Source organism: Methylocapsa sp. D3K7 (genome assembly GCF_029855125.1).
Classification (GTDB): domain Bacteria; phylum Pseudomonadota; class Alphaproteobacteria; order Rhizobiales; family Beijerinckiaceae; genus Methylocapsa.
The window spans coordinates 1,799,998-1,817,754 of record NZ_CP123229.1; the positions used below are offsets into that span (position 1 = coordinate 1,799,998).

The following is a 17,757-nucleotide window of genomic DNA, read 5'->3' on the forward strand; positions in this document are numbered from 1 at the left end:
TTATGTGTGACGGGCTTTTGTCTCGGTCTCGTCGGGGTCGCGTCGCAAGGTTGGGCCGAAGACCTGTTCGTCGTCTGCCAGGATGCATCTCTCGTTTGGCGAATCGACACGAGGACGAATGCCATTGTTGAATCGATCCGTGTCGATGCGGGCCCCGCGACGATCGCAGCGAGCCCGGACGGCGAATATCTCTATGTGACTCATCCAGATCATGGCGAGATCACAAAACTCGATGCGATCCATCTTTCCATTCATTCGACCTTCCCTTTCGATGGCGAGCCTTTCGGCGTAGTGGCGGATCCGAATGGGCGGTTCGTCTATATCGGTGATTGGAATAAGGGTCGAGTCGTTCGAATCGACGCGGAGAGTGGCGCGCTGCGTGGCGACGTGGCGGTTGGACGCAAACCAGCGGGGCTTGTTCTAGATCAGCACGATCATCGTCTTTATGTCGCCAATCGCGAGAGTAATTCGGTGAGTGTCATCGACACGAATGGGATGCGACAGATTGCGGAGCTTACCGTTGGAGGGGCACCCTTCGCCATGGCGCTTTCACCCGATGAGAAATTGCTCGTCGTCGCCAACGTCCGCAGCGGCGATGCCACGATCGTCGATACGGCGCGGCTTATCGTCCTCGCCCGTGTCAGGATCGGGGCGGCGCCCTATGGCGCTGCGGTGACTAATGCAAATGATCGGGCGCTGATCAGCGATCAACATAAGGACACCCTCTCGGTGATCGATCTGCCGTCCGGAAGGGTGAGCGCGCTCATCAAAATTGGCCGCTATCCGGAAGCCGTTCTGGTTGGTGCCGATCGCGCGTATGTCGCCAATTGGTTTTCCGGCGATCTTTCAGTCATCGACCTCTCAGACTACAGGGAGCTGACAAGGATCAAACTCTGCGATGGACCGCGCGGCATGGTCTTTGGCCGCCGCAAAGCCGATGTTTTTGGCCGATGAAGCGAAGAGATCTGGCCCTACTGTTGCTCATCCCTGCCGTATGCTTGGGTGGCTGCAGCAATGGCCAGCCGGAGGGTCGAAGCGGCGAGAGCGGGGCGGTGACTTACGGCCATCCCGCCACCAATTTGAATTGGCTACGGACCGGGGATCGCACCGACCCGGCACTTTGGCTTGCCGGGAAGGAGGCGCATGCTTCCACTCCTCCGAGTCCCGAGGCCATCGCGCGCATCCGAAATGCCCTGGCCAACGCCAACGACCGATTTCTCGAGGCGCCAAGGATGATAGCCAATCGAACTGCACAGCTGTCTGATATGCTGGCGCTCGATAGGCAAGAGGAAAGCTACATCGATTTGATCGAATCTCTTACCAAGATCGTGGAAGGCAGCAAGGGCAAGCAGGAATATGGCGATCTCTGCCAGCATTATTACAATTTGCGCCATAATGGGACGGATAAGGCCGCCGCGCTCGCCGCCTTGACCGAGAAAAATCGAGCCCTCATCCGCAACCATAATTAAAGCATAGGAACAAGAGTGGGAACCAGTTTGGGAAGCCGACGCTCAAATATCGGGATAAAGCAGCAGACCAATTCAACCTGATCGCCCGCCGATTTATGGGGCAAGGCCGCCATTCAGACAATCATGTTGGAGGCTTTACCCTCGATCGCGATCCGGATGAGATCGGCGCGCGACCGGGCCCCAAGCTTGTGCTTCAGCAAAGAGCAGCAATTGGCGACGGTCTTATAGGAAATCTTCATGACATGGGCGATTTCCGCCATCCCCTTGCCTTCGGCGAGCAAGCGAAGCGTCTCGATCTCACGGGTGCTCAGATCAAGAAACTGACTGTTGCCGTGCTTCTGTTGAAAAAAAGCAAGTTTCTGGGCGATCTGATCAGATAAATAGCAAGTGCCGCTGGCGACGAGCTGAACGGCTTTGACGAATTGCGAAGGATCCTCGGTTTTTGCTATATATCCCATAGCGCCGAGCTCGATCGCGCGGGCGGCAAAGGTGATATTCTCATTCATCGTGAAGACAATGAACCGGGATTTCGGTTCCTGCTTGAGGATGCGTCGCAGAACTTCAAATCCAGAGAGATCAGGTAGATTAATATCGAGGACGGTGACGTCAGGAGCTCTTGAGGCATGGGCATCGAGGGCCTCGCGCGCATCATGCGCCTCGATCACTTCAATATCCACCTGGCCCGACAGCATGCCGCGGCAGCCAGCGATTACCATGGGATGATCGTCGACGATGAGAACGCGCATGGGGCCAGGTCGCATAGGGACTTCGATTTCCTATGCGGGACTGTGGGAGGCTTTGTCAATCCGGCCAGCAGGGCACCTTGGCTCGTCAGGCGGATCCCTGAAGGCAAAGCTGTGCAAGTACCGGTCAGCGCCTGAATCGCGGCAATTTCACAGCGGCCATGGCTTTCGAACTCGGCGCATGCCAGCCGGTTATTCGCAGAGGAGCGGCGATTTTTGTCGCGAAATTTTTTTTCTATCCCATCAGCCGGTGCCCAAGTGGCGGCACCGCCGCCGCAATAAGCTGATTATTTCGGAGCGGAAACAGCCGGATCAGGCGAAAGCAATGCAATCTCACTCGACATCGACGCAGGAAAGTCAGAACGATCCCGGCCAGTCGGTCAACATTCGCGGGTTACAAGACTTCGGGCGGGTCAACATTCTCGTCGACGGGGCGCGTCAGGATTACCAAATTTTTGGCTACAATGCGAAAGGCACCTATTATCTTGATCCCGCCTTCGTGGGGAAAACCGACGTCAAGGGGGGACACGGTTTCGGGCTGTATGATCCGCTGTAATTGGGCGGAGCGTGGATCGTGGCGTTGTGGCCGAAGGCCTGTCTCGGACGCCTTGGAGCGGTGCAGAGCCAATTTGAATCTTACGGGTGGCTTTTCCCGTAGCTGGAAAACGTGGTCATGACGTTTTCATGCCCAAGGTTTTGCGACCAAGCCTTGAATTCCTCGGGCGTCTGGCAAACCTCCTGCCCAAACAGCGCAAGGGTCTTTCGGAAGGAATGGGGATTGAAATACGGAAGCCTTGCTCCCCCCAATGCCGCTCGGAAAATTGTCCGAATCGACGTCGCGTTCGCCCAACACTTACGGGCGCGCGAGGCGGCGCGATTCCGCAATTGCGTTCGAATGCTTCCCTAATAAGGCTTCCCCAGAACGGGCGCCACTCGCCCCTCTTTTCCGAGGGGAAAGTAAACGTTTGATTTTATATAGTTCTGGAGTGGGCGAAGGGATTCGAACCCTCGACCCCAGCCTTGGCAACGTCCTCAGGCGATTTACGCCACAGCATCTTTTTCTATCCCAGAGACCGCTAAATCCTTATCGCATAAGGGTTTTAGTTGCCCATGACCCTCCCCCTCCGTATCCTCGGCACACCCGGCGATTTCCTCTCTCGTGCTTCCCCCGTGCTTCCCCGGCCTCCACCAGGAAGTCCGGGGAAGCAGATTTTGGGGACAATGATGGAGCGATAGAGCAGGAACGGATTATGGCCAAGATTATGAAACGCACGGTGGACGCGCTCCAACCTGAGCCCGGCTGAGACGTGTTCGCGTGGGATTCGGAACTGAGGGGCTTCGGCGTCCGGGTGAAGCCGTCCGGATTGAAAACCTTCCTCATTTAATACCGTAACGCTGAGCCCGGACCCGGCGTCTGGTGCTCGGTCAATACGGCGTGCTGACGCCTGAGGCCGCACGCGATCTTGCACGTAAAAAGCTGACCGCCTTTGCTGAAGTCGAAGACCCGTCCGCCGACCGTCGCGCAGTTCGTGCCGGCATCTCAGTCAGCGAAGTCTGCGATTGGTATCTCGAGCAGGCCGAGGGAGGTCGCATCCTTGGTCGCAACCGGCGACCGATCAAGGCATCGACGCTCCATATGGACCGGAGCCGCATCGAGACCCACATCAAGCCATTGCTCGGTTCGCGTCTAGTGAGTGGCCTCACCCTTCATGACATCGAGGGTATGCAGGCGGATATTGCAGCAGGCAAGTCAGCACGCGGCCGGAAGAAGGGTCGCGGTGGTCGGTCGACCGGGGGCGCTGGCGTGGCGAGTCGGACGATCGGCACCTTGCGAGGATTGCTCGGCCAGGCTGCTCGCCTCAACATCATCGGAAAAAATCCAGCGGACGGCGTTCGGCAACTCACTGGCAAGAAGCGGCAACGTGGAATGGGGCGGCAAGGAGCTATTCATTCGTGTCGAGGCGCCGCCGGTGCGACTCATCGTCATTGGCGCTGTCCATGTTTCGCAAATGCTCGTGCCGATCGCCAGCCTCGCTGGTTTCGATATGATCATCATTGATCCGCGCAACGCTTTCGCAACACCCGAACGGTTCCCCGGCGTGCAGCTTGTCACCGAATGGCCAGAGGTGGCACTCCTTTCCCTGCATCTTGACACCTATAACGCAATGGTGCTGCTGACTCATGACCCGCGCATTGACGATCAGGCCTTGATGGCGGCCTTGCGTGCTGATTGCTTCTATATTGGTGCGCTGGGATCGCGAAAGACCCATGCCAAGCGACTTGAGCGGATGCGCACCGAAGGGTTCGGCGACGCTGTGCTCAAGCGCATCCATGCTCCGATCGGACTTGACATTGGGGCGGTCAGTCCAGCCGAAATAGCCATTTCTATTGCCAGCGAAATCATAGCAAAATTACACCGCAAAGCCTTGCGTGTGGAAACGGAGAAGGCCGCATGAAATTTGGACTGCTCCCCGTAGCCGAAAGTGAGGGCGTCTTTCTCGCCCATGCGATCAGGAAACCTGGCTTGACGTTGAAAAAGGGTGAATGGATCGGCGCCGTTCAGATTGCCGCGTTGCAGGCCGCTGATGTCGCCGAAATTGTCGCAGCCTGCATCGAGCCCGGCGAGGTCGACGAGAATACGGCGGCGCTGAGTTTGGCCTGCAGCATCGCCGGCGCCAATCTCCATCTCGCTGAAAGTGTTACCGGACGCTGCAATCTTATCGCGAACTGCGCCGGTATCCTCGTCGTTGACGCCGCGGTCATCGATCGCGTCAATATGGTCGACGAGGCCATCACACTCGTGACCCTAGCGCCGTTTCGCCGGGTCACTGAAGGGGAGATGATAGTGACGGCGAGGGAAAGCCGGTCATCGGGGCCCCCGGCTGCGCCCGTTCGCCGAAGAAAAATGGTTTTGACTTCGTCCTCGACCGGATTCTTGCTGGATTGCCGATGCGCAGCCAAGATATCCGCCGGATGGGGGTCGGCGGCCTTTTGATCGAGACTACTAGCCATGCGCAGTTCGCCTTCTCCCATGATGCCTCAGTTGAGTGACATCGGCGCGATCATCCTGGCGGCTGGCCTTTCGTCGCGCTTCGAGGTTGGCCCGGAGTAGACGAAGCTCGTTGCCCCTCTTTTCGGCAAGCCACTGGTCCGGCATGCCGTGGAGGCGGCGCTCGCCTCGCGATCTCGCCCGATTTTCGTTGTTACCGGCCATGCCGCCAGGCAAGTCGAGAACGCACTCGAAAACCTCGGTGTGTCCTTCATTTTCAATCCCGACTATCGATCTGGCCTTACAAGTTCTTTGAAGGCTGGACTCGCGGCCTTACCGGAAACGGCGGTAGGTGTTCTTGTCGTCCTCGGCGACATGCCTTGCGTTCCAGCAAGAATCATCGATCGTCTGGTCCAAGTGTTTATAGAACCGGCGCGGACTCCGCTCGCTGTTGTGCCGGTCCGCCGCGGTATGCGCGGCAATCCGGCGCTGATCTCTAGAGATTTGTTCGACGCGATAAAACGCCTTGAAGGCGACAGAGGCGCGCGCGCTCTCATTGAGGCCGCCGGAAACGACGTGCTTGAATGCTTGATAGATGATGAGGCGATCGAAATTGATATTGATAGGCAGGAGACATTCCACCGCTTATGTACCTTGCAGCAGGAGTTGAAGCGACCGGGTTCGACGATCACGTTCTAATCATCTTGATGCCATCTCAAATCAGGGAAGAATAAGCTCATGATGTTGCGCTGTACTAACGGGTCTCGATTATGTGACGGGAAGACCAGCCGACTACGTCCAGGTCGACGAGATTGGCGGTCGTCTTGGTCTCAATATCCTACCCACCTATAATGTCAGCGAGAGTTGCAATCGCATCGGGAAACTCGGCCCCGCTCGGTTGAACGGCCATAAGGGCGCGAAACAGCGGTGACGGGCCGGAAGCGGTCGGTCTGGTCTCGGGCGATCGCCCCAAGAAAGCGGTCGATCAGCGGGCATGTGTTGAATGGTAAGGTTCGACCCAAAACAGAATTTCAGCTCACAATACTCGGTGACGGAATTGGCCCAAGACATGGTGACAGTACCATTCCAAAAAATGATAACACACCACTATTGACATATAATCAAATCGACTCAACACTGTAAGGCCTGATCCGCTCGCGCACCGGCGATGTGCGCTTTTGAGATGTAGCTGAGATCAGTATCATGCAAAAATCATTGGCTGCTGCTTTGGTGCTTTCTTGGTTCTGCGGGTATGAAGCTAGGGCGCAGACGAGGCCAATGTACTGCTATGGACAGTACGCTCTGTGTCCAGCATCAACTTGTATGCCAACTGGACATGAGATTGCGACGAGGGTCGTATCCACCAGTGGCATATTCATCGGATATCGCAAATACCCAGAAGCCGTCTGCACGTGCCCGGTTCTTCAAGGAAAGTTTCAAGCGTCGGGCGCAAATTTGGGTCAAATGCAGGGGAGCTGCGCACAACCAACTTTCGGCCTTAGGCCGGATTGGGGATTGGTATGGTCGTTATACAGCCCTATGCCTCTGCCGCAGGCGTTCAATTACAGTCTTAATGCAGACTCTCAAAAGCCGCTGGTGCAGGTATGCCCCGCCTCCCCCAAGCGCTCGTTTGTCAATTGTTTCGGGTTCAAATGCTCCGTAAACCCTGAAACAGTCAACGGTGTGCTCCTCGCGACTTGTTACTGCCCGATCGACGACGACATGTACGGCAACCCAGTGCCGAGGGGAAGTACCGCTTTCAAGAATGAGGCCGGTCAATGTGACCCAAATTACTGCTCGCTTCTGCCAGTTTCGGTGCCGTACTCGCCAAGTAACTCAGCGGGGATGTGCCTCGGAACTCCTCCACCCTTGCCACCAGGGTAGGTCAGAGCGAGAACTTCTACCCGGAGTCGTAAAAGTGCCGACGAGCATGAGCTCCCGGATCTTCGCGCACAGTGCATCTTGCCGACGACACAACATCAAGCGGGGAAGTGACGGGACCTCGAAGTCCGTCGGCCTAACTGGCATCACACAAACTATAAGCTGGTGCCCTATGCCTCGCGTCGTTTTAACAACGTAAAACTCGATAATTACTCACCGCAAAGCCAACTCCAGGAATCAGCGTACCTAAGGTACGGGCGAATCTCTGCTCAACACCCATGATGGTCGAAGGCCCTCGACGACGTAATGTCTGCCTTCGAGAAGAGAGCCAGTGCGGCTGAGTGACCAATATGGGCGCGAAACAGACTCAGCGGGCTGAAAGGGGATCGTCCGCTTGGGGACGCGATAAGGCAATTCCGGCCATTCCTTCGGCATCGTTCGTTGAACCGATAGGGCTCAGACTTGCCCGTTACGTCTCGCCAGCGTTGCGCCAATAGTCGATATCATATGCTGAGCAAAACGAAGACACGTCGCGGAGGTACCGTCGCGGGATCAATTTGAAAGCGTACTGCCGTCACTCCAGTGGATTTCAATGACCATATGGCGCATGAGTGAAGTGTGAGCTGTCGCCGTACCGTCGGAACAGCTCGCCGCCTTTACCGCAGCGCAATTGCAAGCCCGCTCAGGTCGAGATTTGCAATCAAACCGATTTGTCGGCCTTCCAATTGCAAGACGGCGCCCTTGTCGTTGGCAAGTTGGATCAACCGTGCGCCAATCCCAACCGCGGCGCCGGCCCCGGCGGCGACATAGACTCCGGCGACGTCCGACGGCCTGCGAATGTTGATGACCCGGCCAACCAAGGTCGTCTGCGACAGACCGAAGACGAGGCCAGCGTCTACACCGCCGACCGACAATCGGTATCGCCGTCCGTGAAAGATCAGCGTGCCCCATCCTCCGTTCGCGCCGATGAACCAACCGCCCTTCACCACCGAAATGCGGACAATGCCGCTGTCAGCAGAGGCCCCGGATGAAATGCTCGCGCCAACCATAGCGACCAACGCGATAAGGCTGACACGGGCTCGGTGAGCAATTTGCATGTTGGAGTTCTCCCGGAAACCCTTGGGCGCAGCTCGGCAGCCTTAATCGGACTCCCCAGATGCCCCCGAACCGACGTGAATTGTAGACGTTCTCTGCGCTGATTGGAAGCGCGACCCGAGCCGAAACGGCTCATTGCCTGCTTCAACCTGGAGGCGGCCTTACCACGGCCCACGAGATCGGGGTACGACTTTGAAAAATCATGCGGTGACCCCTATAATGCGTAAAGCTGTGCTCGAGAGGAAGCTTTCATGTTCTCGTCCAACATCCCGATCAGTTCGGAAGGCGGCGACAATAGTTTCCAGAATAATGTTCCCGACCCCGTGACCTCGGGCACGGAGCTGCCAACCTTCAAATTCGAGCTGGAAAAATCCGAGGGGCGTGTGAGCTACGGCAGCTATGGCAAGGAGGCCACGGTGGTCCAATTGCCGATATCGAAGGCTCTTGCCGGCGTCTCGATGCGCATGGAGCCTGGGGTGATGCGCGAGCTGCATTGGCATGCCACGGCGGCGGAGTGGGCATTTGTCACGGAAGGATCCGTGCGCACCACGGTGATCGACCCGCAGGGCTGCTCCGAGACCAATGACTTTGGTCCGGGTGACATCTGGTATTTTCCGCGCGGTCACGCGCATGTCATCGAGACCTTGGGCGATACGCCGTGCCACTTCATCCTTGTCTTCGACAATGGATATTTTTCCGAATTCGGCACCTTCAGCATCACCGATTGGCTCGGCCATGCGCCCAAGGAATTGCTCGCCAAAAATTTCGGCGTTCCGGCTTCGACCTTCGAAAGTTTCCCCAAGAACGAGGTCTATTTCGCCAAGGGGAAAATCCCGCCGGCCGTCCCCTCCGTTCCTCTGCAAGGTTGGAAGGCGCCGCCGCTCACCCACAAATATAGTCTCCTCTCCCAGAAGCCGTATGAAATTTTCAACGGGGGTATTGAGTGGCGTGTCGATGGCTCGCAGTTTCCCATTTCCACCACCATGACAGGGGTCGTGCTGGAGATGGAACCGGGCGCTCTGCGAGAACTTCATTGGCATCCGAATGCCTCGGAGTGGCAATATGTGCTCAGCGGCAATTTCAACGTGACGCTCTTTGGCTCGAAAGGACGCTGGCGGCAGGAGACTCTGAGCAAGGGCGATGTCGGCTATATTCCGCAGGGGTTCGGCCATTCGATTGAAAACGTCGGGCAAGACGAGGCCCGTATCCTCATCGTTTTCAACAACGGCCATTACCAGACGATCGATCTGTCGCAATGGATTGCCGGAAATCCCCTCGACGTCCTCGCCACCAATTTCTCGCAAGAGGCGGCGGTCTTTGATAAATTCCCGCGCAAGGATGTCTTCATCACGAAATAGCCGCATTGCCATAAGGGCTACAATTACTGACTTCAAGCCTGAGACCTGGAACCCGCATGAAATCCTTCAATTTTCAACGCGCTCCAATTTTTGCAAAAAATGGCATGGCTTGTTCGAGCCAGCCTCTCGCTGCAGCCGTCGGCAGAGACATACTCAGGGCAGGAGGAAATGCTGTGGATGCCGCAGTCGCGATGGCCGCAATGGTCAATATAACCGAGCCCATGATGAATGGGCTCGGTGGCGATTGCATGATGCTCGTACATTGGAATGGCGCGTTTTTTGGGCTTAATGGCAGTGGTCGTGCGGGTTCCCGCCTGACCATCGACAATCTTTGCGCCGCAGGTTTTTCTTCTATGCCTAAGGCTGGTGCTGCGACCGTCACTGTCCCCGGCGCACTCGATGCCTACCTTGCACTGCACGACCGATTTGGGTCCATGGACCTTTCCGCGCTTGTTGAGCCTGCGGCAGCCTATGCCGAGGATGGCTTTGCGGTGAGCGCGAAGGTAAGCCAGGCGTGGAAGTGGGGGGCGTCGAAACTCCAGCGTTTCTCGCCCGACGCGAGCCCTTACTTGCCGGGAGGTGAGGCACCGAAGGCCGGGCAGATTTTCCAACACAAAGACCTCGCGCGCACGTGGCGCTTGATTGCAAAGGGAGGTCGCGCTGCGTTTTACGGAGGCGAGGTTCGAGATCGCGTCCTCGACGCGTTGCAGAAGGCCGGAGGCTATTTGGAAATTGAGGACTTTGATCAGGTGCAAGCCGAGTGGGTCGAGCCAATCCGCGCCAGCTACCGGGGCCATACCATTTTGGAGCTCCCGCCAAATGGCCAAGGCATCGTGGCCCTCATGGCTTTAGGTATTCTTGAAGGCTTCGATTTGACGGGCCTTTTCAATGAGAATGAGGCTCAGGCCGGCCATTTGATAATCGAGGCCATCAAGCTGTGCTTTGCCGATGCGGAAAGGTACGTTGCCGATCCTCGCTTCGTAGAGATACCCGTGGAACGTCTCCTCTCGGCAGAGTACCTCGGGGGGCGTCGCGGCCTGATCGAGCGAGATCGTGCGCTCGATAATCCTCCTGCGGGCCGAGTCTATGGAGACACGACGTACCTCACGGTCGTCGATCGCGATCGCAATGCTGTTTCCCTGATTACAAGCATTTCCGACGTGTTCGGGTCCGGCATCATCGTTCCTGGAACCGGGATCATCCTCCACAATCGCGGGGCTGATTTTGAGATGAATGCAGCCCATCCGAATCATGCCGCTCCTGGCAAGCGTGTACGCCACACGATTATTCCCTCAATGATGCTTGCGCCCGATGGTTCACTAAAGCTGAGTTTTGGCTGTATGGGTGCTAATATGCAACCTCAGGGACAGGTTCAGATCCTCGTCAATATCCTTGACCGCGGAATGAATCTGCAGCAGGCGGTGGATGCTCCGCGCGTGCGAGTGCTCGATGGTCATCGAATCTCCATCGAGCAGCATCCCGATTCAAATTTTGCCGACGAACTCAAGGCTCTTGGACACGACATCGTCATAGGCGAGGAAATTCCCGCGGATTGGATGCTGCCTCACGATTTCATGAGGTCCTTCGAGGGTAGCGCCCAGGCCATCGCTATTGATGGCGAATCCTTGTGTGGCGCCTCCGACCCTCGCCTCGATGGAATCGCAGTATCTTGGTAACCGTTGCCGACTTGTTCGAGAGTCGGCGTGATGCCGTCGGCAACCTTCCGCCCTTGCACCAGATCTTCCTGATCAAATGGCTCCAGTCGTACGCATCGTGGATAACGACGTATAGATCGAAATGATGCACTGGGAATGCCGGGGTCGCTGCCATATGGCGGCGCTCTGGTGACGGACATCCGCACTCTAAAAGCCCCGCATTAGGGGCGCTGGCTCGGGCCTGAAAGCCGCAGCATTGGAGCAAAAATGACAACTTCCCACCCATCATTGCCGTGAACACCCTTAGGGTGGACGTCCGTTCTGGAGAAGCGGCAATGGTCGGTTGGACGGCCCAAATTGGCGCGAACGGGCCGAACGCGAATGCCAATTCGGGCCGGAAGCGGAATGGCAGCTTCCGGATAGGAAGTGAAAGCGGACGTCCCGTAGCACAACTCAGACGGCAAACTTCGATCCAACTACGTCGCTCAGGCGCTGATCAGCTCGTTCCGAAAGCAGTCGCAGCGCGGACAAACCGACCGGCGGTAGAGCGCCCAGATTGGTCACTCAGCCGCACTGGCTCTCTTCTCGAAAGCAGACATTACGTCGGCGAGGGCCTTCGACCATCACGGGTGGAAAGCGGCCATTTGCTCAACCCTGTTGAACGACGCCAGTGCGCCAATTGTAGCTTCTCGCCTCGCCGAGAAATCGCGAGCGAACTCCTGAAAGTGTCAACAATGCAATCTAATAAATTCGACGGTCATCAAAGTCACGGCTCGGCTCACGAGTTTTGTGTTAGCCCGGAGACGGCGATGAGCAGGATCGCTCCCAAAGCCAGGCCTACGACGCCAAGGGCGGAGAATACAAAGACTTGCCAACCCTTGAGATACTTGCGCTCGGGATCGTTGAAGAAATCGGTGAGTTCCTTGTTGATCGGGATCACGGGCAAGAGCTGCGCCAGGCTGGCGCAGGTACACCAGATTGCTCCACGGTTTTTCGCCGCCGGAACGGTCGACCAAAGCAGCGCGACGCCACCAAGCCAGAAGGCAAGCACCCAGGGTATAACTTTGAAAGTATGTGAGCCCAAGCCATAGCCGGCCACGGAGCCGAGCACGGTCTGAAGAATGCAGGAGCCCAGCCGGCCTTCCTCGCACGCCATCTCGCGTTCCCGCTCGCGGCGAAGATAGCGGATATCGTCGGCGGCATCACGGTCGCCTGCATTCGTGAAGGCGATCGCAAGTTGCGAGTAGATAGCCGGACTGTGGTGGGGATCGCGCCTTGCCCAATTGTCCCACCATTTCGCTTCCTGATCGTGCCCTTGCGGTCTGGTGTCTCCATCGATTCCGCCAAGGCGACCGAAAGTGAGGCCTTCGAGAAAAAGCTGACCCTTCGCAGGCCAGTCGTTCATCGCATCCATCCGGCTGCCGATATGCACGTTATGCAAGTTCAAAGCGCCGTGTTTGCAGTCATTTCCGTTGCAGAGAGAGGAGTCATGTGCGCCCCCAAGTTTCAGGTCGGCGGCAATCGACGCGCCTGATAGATCAAGTCCCGCCAGACCGGCGCCACTGAGGTCGAGACTGCCGCCGATATGGGCCAGGCCCATATTGACCTGATCGGCGAAACGGCTATCGGGCATGTTCATATTGCCGCCCGCCTGCAAGAAGGACGCGTCCATAGCGCCCTCGAAGCTGGCGTCCGGTATTAGGATATTTCCCTCCACCTTGGAGCCCGTCAGAAACACCTGTTTGAATTTGACCTTGTTTGCCTTGTACTCCGATGGAGCTCCGGCGAGACGGGCGAAGTGCTCTAAACTTTCGGCGGTCTGCGATCCCATTCCTAGATTGCCACCGACTTTTAACAAGCCGGCGAACAACGGCCCATCGAAACTGGCGCCGATCATTAAGATATTTCCCGCAATCGTTGCGCCATTGATATCCACAGTCTTGAAACTAGAACCCCGCCACCGGTCGGATTGCATGAGCAGATTGCCGTCAACATGCAGGGTTTCGCCATGTAGTGCGCCCTCGAAATCGGCGCCGCTCATGTCGAGCTTTCCCTTGATTTTCGCGCCGGTGAGATTCACCTCGTCGAAGGTAGTCCTATTGTCCGCGTCGGATTGCATCGAGAGATCGCCGCCGACTTCTATGGAGGACGCGTTCAGCGTGCCATCGAAATGAGCGCCAGTCATGCTAACTTCTTGATTGATCCTCGCGCCGCTCAGAATCACACTCTTTAAGCTCGTCGTGTTTTGAGCCAAGGATCCCATGAACAGAGCGCCGCCGACCTGCAACAAACTGGCGTCCAGCGCCCCATCGAAACTGGCGCCGATGATGGAGACATTTCCCGCGATCCTCGCGCCGACAAGAGACATTCCCTTCTGGAAGCTGGTCTTGTTTGGTGGCAGGGAAGCCATCAACAGATTGCCGCCAACCTCCAGGGCGGCGGCATTCAGCACCTCATTGAAGCTCGCACCGGGCATCATGAGTTGTCCATTGACTTTCGCGCCGCTAAGACTCACCGAACTCTTAAAGCTGGCGCCGTTTAAAACAAGTTGTCCCGCGATCCGCACGCTGCCGAGACTCACCGCACTCTGGAAAACGGCGCCATTGCGGAGATTCAAATCGCTGTCGGAATGCAAACCGTCCGCCAACAATTCGCCGCTCATCAGCGAGTCGTCGAGCTCGATTAGACTGTTGGTCTGCACGCGTGTCAGATCGATTTTGCCTTCAATGCGGCTGCCGTCGATCAGAATTGCCCGAATGAGGCTCGTATCCGTAAGATCGAGATTCCCGACAATCCGGGCACCTCCGATTCCGATGCCTCCCAAGGGGGTTGCCTCCCGCCAAGGGGCTCGCGTCAACAAATCCTGCAGAAAGCGGGCAGAGAGTTTGCGGCAGCCGTCTTGCCAGCGCGGATCCTTCTCGTCCCTGGGATCGATTATAGGCGTGCGACAGTGAGCGTTGAAGTCGGCCGCTTCACCCCGCTTGATCTGTGACCAAGCCCACCCCTCGGCGGTTCCGGGGTCGTCATAGAGCTCACGCGCCACAGTTGCGTCGAGCGAGACCAGCGACAGCCCCAGAAGCGAATATGAGCAAACTAATAACGCGCCGGCCGTGCCACGCATTTTCCGCATAAGTTATTTGTCCTGACGGAACGCGGATCTATTGTTAGCCTAAACCCACCCATGGGCTTCGTCAAAGTCGCGATAGAGCGAGAACTTTTGCAAAAGGGATTTGCTATGCGGCGCTTGATGGTCGCCCTTTGGGTCCGAATCAGCTATTGAGTACCCGGTCGCCGGATGACCGCTCCTGGCGCTCAACGTAAGTGCCAGCACGGCTCGCGTCCGTCAGCTTTCCGACTCAGTACGGAAAACATAAGTGCGTAGCGTTAAAGTTCGACTCAGAGTTCTAGATGACAGGAATTGCCTGCGGAAATTCACCCGATGATTCTTGCATTCGTCCTCGTAGCCGGATGGTAAGAATCTGGCCGAGCGCGAAGAGCAGTTTGCGCGCCAGGGGCAGGCTGCTCTGCTCGAATGCCGGACCAACACACGCGTCCAGAGCACAGCTTAAGATGTCCAGTCTTCTTTCGGCATCAAACGTCGCTTTCACCCTCGAAGACCTATGGCAAAAACGTTGCCGTCGGGCTGCTCTCCTTCTCGCTCACAGAAGGTCGACGAGGGGGGCTCGTCATCAACGCGAAGCTTTTTAGCGAAGGTGGGGTACCTTGGATGGGTCATGATTTGGAGGCTGATATGGGCTCCAATACGAAGGAAACGAATGTGGGTGTGAGCCCGTACTTTGTGGCTGTTACATTCCTCTTGTGAGAGGAGTTTTAGGAACGTGGACGATGACCATTCACCGTTGCGCGCTACATCTGTTTGGATGTAGCGCTCGGTACAACTTTTGCCTCAATGTTGGTGTTTCTTTTGAGATTGGTATTTAGGAGAGAGTGATGGCGCACTTTCGATTTGAACCGCCTCGGATTAATACAGACGAAGCGAAACAACGTGGTGCCTACTGCCACGAATGTCTTTCGCGGTTCAATGCAAGCGAAGCGCGATATCGATATGGCACTAAGCATTTCCACAAGGAGTGTGCCAGGAAATGGCTGCAGCGAGAGATGGCTCAGTGCGGATAGTTCTTTAGGCGGCCATCGAAAGACCGGCCGCTTTGTTTGGAAATTATCGCGGAGTCGTCTAACGGCAGGACAAGGCGTCTTAGACGCTTGTATTGGGGTTCGATTCCCTACTCCGCACCAACTATTTGCAGAAAATTTTTGGCCTATCCCTCACAAGTGCCGGTCCGCAATGCCGCGTCACTGCGTCTGCTCCCCCCTTGTTCTGTCGGCAAACCAGCCATTGGCGCCGCAAATGCGTCGCTGGTCACTACGGACACGCTGCGGGCTGCGTTCCACCGGACTTCGGCTGCGTCACAGACGCCGCACAGAAATAGGCACAGGAGAAACTCGCCAGGGTCGTGCCAAACGCTTCTCGTCGATGATACGACAAAGTTATCTTCAATCTTGCTAAGTCGGCTTAAAGAGTATTGAGGAAATTGACCAAGTCTGTTTTCTGTTGGTCCGTGAAACCGATGCTAAACCGCTTGTCATAAAAGTTCACGGCATCGATCAGTGTGGCGGCGGAGCCGTTGTGGAAATAGGGCGCACGGGCAGCTATCCCCCGTAGGATGGGTCCCTTGAGCCTGCCGATGTCCTGACACTTCCCCGAAATCAACGCTTTTCCTGGATCAGTGACGGTATAAATATTTCCCGCAAGCGGACCTCGCTTGCAGGTAAGCGTGAAAACCGGCAGTCCCGATATGTCGAGCGCTGGAGGACTTTTGACGCCCGCATCGGCGATGCCAATGTTCAAAGGTGCTTTGACCGAATGATCGCCGACATTGGGTGCGTCGTGACACGTACCGCAAAATCCCTGGATGACTGGCGTGTTCAGATCGTCGTTCAGGCCCGCGACTCCGGTGATATTGATTTTTATGGTGTTGAATATTTTCTCACCACGGGCGACCGACTTGCGAGCTTCCGTGTCGCTATCCAATCCGCCCCGCAGTGTTAACCAAGGCTTGTAGAGGTTGAAAATATTGGGGTCGAAGGGCGAGCCCGTGGGATTCATTCCCAGCGGATCGTTGATTCCGATAAAGAATTTCTGTACCGACAGTGCGGCAGGGCCGCCTGTGGCGCCGCGAGTATTCAAATCATGGGCCTGCGCGTCGAAGCTTTGAGCAACAAAAACGCCGGTTTCGAAGGCCACCATCCGCGCTTGCTGAGCCGTCGTCGGCGCGGCGTTTGCCTGCGCATGGATAAGTGTGGCGTCCATGGATTGAGAAGCCAGGCTCGGCTCGCGTCCATCCCACATGAACGTGGAAAGAAAGCCGAGATTGGCCGATGGAAGCGGACGCCGGTAAATGGACACCAGCCCGGTCGTTGGTGTCGTCAGCATCGTGCAATGGTAAGGATCGTCGACTGATGTGACCTCAAACTGCAGTATCGCCGCCGCCGGCAGCGGCAGGCCAATCCGGATTAGACCTTTTTCGAGCAGCAGTTTATAGGACTGGCTCTTGGCCGCGAGCGAAGAGACATCGTCGGTTGGGCAGGAAGCACCGTCGATCAAACGGAAAATCGGATCGGCGCCCGCGCTAGAATCAAACCGTTTGCGAACGCTGGCCGCGCTGACGGTCCACCCATTCTGGGGCTGATGACAGGTAAAGCAGGTGCGCCCATTCGTCCCTAAATTCTGAAAAAATGGGTTTAATGCCGTAAATGTGGGACCGCCGGGCTGGAGGGTTGCGACCTTGCCGTTGGGATCGGCATCGACTTCGGACCTCGGAATGATGGCCGGTGTCGGTTGCGAGCCATGGTCGGCATCTTGATGAATGCGCATCTTCTGCGCGTGCTCGATCGCGCCTGGCGCCCACGCTCGTGCTCCCAGTGTATCGGTGCTGACGGCATTTTGTGCAGAGGCCGGGCAGCCGATGACCAGGGACAGGCTGATGGCAAGTCCCGTGGCGATAACGACCGCCGACTTAGGTATAGACGTTACAACAGTAGCTAAAGGCAATCCTTTTTGCATTGTTTCCTCCCCCTAACGAAGTTGCGGTTGCAGGTCTGTACAGGCCTGTACTTCGTTCACGAGTCCTCCGCGTAGCCCAGTCCTTTCACGTCTAGATCGCGTTGAGGCTTTGGTTTAAATTGTCACGAAATCGTTTCCGGCGCGCCCCCTTATCAGGGGACGCCAGAGCCCGCGCCGATGGCTTGGAATTCGGACGATCGATTGGAATACGCCGCCGCCTACCGACGTGATGGCAACAATCGGAGACCGCGCAGGGTCAGCTTGCGCCAAAGCTTATTTCCGCTTTGGGTCGAACCTTACCATTCAACACGTGCCCGCTGATCGACCGCTTCCTTGGGGCGAGAGCCCGAGAGTAAACCGACCGCTTCCGGCCCGTCGCGAAGCGGGCTGGTGGCCTTCGTCCGATAAGTCCACTTCAATTGCAATTTTCCTTTGCGTAGCTGCCAAATTGCGCCTTCAGGTAGACTGCGCTTTGGGGTGTA

General features: G+C 56.8%; 12 protein-coding genes. 8 read left to right on the top strand and 4 right to left on the bottom strand.

What is annotated here, in order from left to right; all coding sequences use genetic code 11:
* Positions 1–6 precede the first annotated feature (6 nt).
* Both QEV83_RS08210 and QEV83_RS08215 read left to right on the top strand, forming a co-directional pair.
* A complete protein-coding gene (locus QEV83_RS08210) occupies positions 7–954 on the top strand; it encodes a YncE family protein (protein WP_280130712.1) in 948 nt (315 codons plus the stop codon).
* Positions 955–1,052: 98 nt separating this feature from the next.
* Complete coding sequence (locus QEV83_RS08215) at positions 1,053–1,469, top strand: hypothetical protein (protein ID WP_280130713.1); 417 nt, start codon at positions 1,053–1,055, stop codon at positions 1,467–1,469.
* 113 nt (positions 1,470–1,582) lie between these two features.
* On the opposite strand, the gene QEV83_RS08220 is transcribed toward QEV83_RS08215, so the two are convergent.
* On the bottom strand, positions 1,583–2,215 hold the full coding sequence (locus QEV83_RS08220) for a response regulator transcription factor (RefSeq protein ID WP_280130714.1): 633 nt from the start codon (positions 2,213–2,215) through the stop codon (positions 1,583–1,585).
* Between the two features lie 322 nt (positions 2,216–2,537).
* On the opposite strand from QEV83_RS08220, the gene QEV83_RS08225 reads away from it, so the two are divergent.
* From QEV83_RS08225 to QEV83_RS08240, 4 genes are all read left to right on the top strand, one after another.
* Entirely contained in the window at positions 2,538–2,768 is a 231-nt protein-coding gene (locus tag QEV83_RS08225) for a TonB-dependent receptor plug domain-containing protein (protein ID WP_348273268.1), read from the top strand.
* Between the two features lie 1,222 nt (positions 2,769–3,990).
* Positions 3,991–4,668, top strand: a complete 678-nt coding sequence (locus QEV83_RS08230; protein ID WP_280130715.1) for an XdhC family protein — start codon at positions 3,991–3,993, stop codon at positions 4,666–4,668.
* Positions 4,665–5,207, top strand: coding sequence for a hypothetical protein (locus tag QEV83_RS08235; RefSeq protein ID WP_280130716.1), 543 nt, complete (start codon positions 4,665–4,667; stop codon positions 5,205–5,207). Before QEV83_RS08230 ends, QEV83_RS08235 begins: the two co-directional genes overlap by 4 nt.
* A gap of 165 nt (positions 5,208–5,372) precedes the next feature.
* Positions 5,373–5,900, top strand: coding sequence for a nucleotidyltransferase family protein (locus tag QEV83_RS08240; RefSeq protein ID WP_280130717.1), 528 nt, complete (start codon positions 5,373–5,375; stop codon positions 5,898–5,900).
* Between the two features lie 1,838 nt (positions 5,901–7,738).
* On the opposite strand, the gene QEV83_RS08245 is transcribed toward QEV83_RS08240, so the two are convergent.
* Positions 7,739–8,179: a hypothetical protein gene (locus QEV83_RS08245; RefSeq protein ID WP_280130718.1), complete on the bottom strand. Its 441-nt coding sequence runs from the start codon at positions 8,177–8,179 to the stop codon at positions 7,739–7,741.
* A gap of 249 nt (positions 8,180–8,428) precedes the next feature.
* On the opposite strand from QEV83_RS08245, the gene QEV83_RS08250 reads away from it, so the two are divergent.
* Together QEV83_RS08250 and ggt are read left to right on the top strand one after the other, a co-directional pair.
* Positions 8,429–9,535 (top strand): cupin domain-containing protein, encoded by a 1,107-nt coding sequence (locus tag QEV83_RS08250; RefSeq protein ID WP_280130719.1) that lies wholly within the window; start codon positions 8,429–8,431, stop codon positions 9,533–9,535.
* Between the two features lie 104 nt (positions 9,536–9,639).
* A complete protein-coding gene (gene ggt, locus QEV83_RS08255; RefSeq protein WP_280131002.1) occupies positions 9,640–11,211 on the top strand; it encodes a gamma-glutamyltransferase in 1,572 nt (523 codons plus the stop codon).
* A gap of 757 nt (positions 11,212–11,968) precedes the next feature.
* Here ggt and QEV83_RS08260 read toward each other — a convergent pair.
* Entirely contained in the window at positions 11,969–14,320 is a 2,352-nt protein-coding gene (locus QEV83_RS08260; protein ID WP_280130720.1) for a hypothetical protein, read from the bottom strand.
* 1,404 nt (positions 14,321–15,724) lie between these two features.
* Positions 15,725–17,275: a cytochrome c peroxidase gene (locus QEV83_RS08265; protein WP_280130721.1), complete on the bottom strand. Its 1,551-nt coding sequence runs from the start codon at positions 17,273–17,275 to the stop codon at positions 15,725–15,727.
* Between the last annotated feature and the right edge of the window lie 482 nt (positions 17,276–17,757).

Bases quoted from the DNA above. Each gene is read 5' to 3' on its own strand.
- QEV83_RS08220 (WP_280130714.1), bottom strand. From the start codon at position 2,215: ATGCGCGTTCTCATCGTCGACGATCATCCCATGGTAATCGCTGGCTGC.
- QEV83_RS08225 (WP_348273268.1), top strand. From the start codon at position 2,538: ATGCAATCTCACTCGACATCGACGCAGGAAAGTCAGAACGATCCCGGC.
- QEV83_RS08235 (WP_280130716.1), top strand. From the start codon at position 4,665: ATGAAATTTGGACTGCTCCCCGTAGCCGAAAGTGAGGGCGTCTTTCTC.
- QEV83_RS08245 (WP_280130718.1), bottom strand. From the start codon at position 8,179: ATGCAAATTGCTCACCGAGCCCGTGTCAGCCTTATCGCGTTGGTCGCT.
- QEV83_RS08250 (WP_280130719.1), top strand. From the start codon at position 8,429: ATGTTCTCGTCCAACATCCCGATCAGTTCGGAAGGCGGCGACAATAGT.
- ggt (WP_280131002.1), top strand. From the start codon at position 9,640: ATGGCTTGTTCGAGCCAGCCTCTCGCTGCAGCCGTCGGCAGAGACATA.
- QEV83_RS08260 (WP_280130720.1), bottom strand. From the start codon at position 14,320: ATGCGGAAAATGCGTGGCACGGCCGGCGCGTTATTAGTTTGCTCATAT.
- QEV83_RS08265 (WP_280130721.1), bottom strand. From the start codon at position 17,275: ATGCAAAAAGGATTGCCTTTAGCTACTGTTGTAACGTCTATACCTAAG.